Genomic DNA, 250 nt, shown 5'->3' on the forward strand with positions numbered 1-250 from the left:
GCTGGTTGCTGATGGGCTGTGGGCTGTGGGTGCGGAGGTTGTGGGGACGGGGGACATCATCGAGCCACCGGCTGAGGGTGAGGAGGCGGCGGAGGATGCGACTGCGCCACCTGATATGGGGCCGGACGGAGCTGCGGTGGGGGGTGTGATGACTGGTGGGCGCAGATCGGAGCCGTACGCCGGCAGCGGCCCCACAGGTGTGCCGCCCATAAGCGGCGCCGCCGGCGCAGCGGCCGGGCCGCCCGCCATC

Annotated in this window: 1 pseudogene; it reads right to left on the reverse strand. The window is 72.8% G+C overall.

The features are described from left to right. Positions 1-250, reverse strand: a pseudogene (locus F0Q45_RS30435) (DUF5631 domain-containing protein); the annotation flags it as partial.

It is taken from the genome of Mycobacterium simiae (assembly GCF_008370645.1).
Classification (GTDB): domain Bacteria; phylum Actinomycetota; class Actinomycetes; order Mycobacteriales; family Mycobacteriaceae; genus Mycobacterium; species Mycobacterium simiae_A.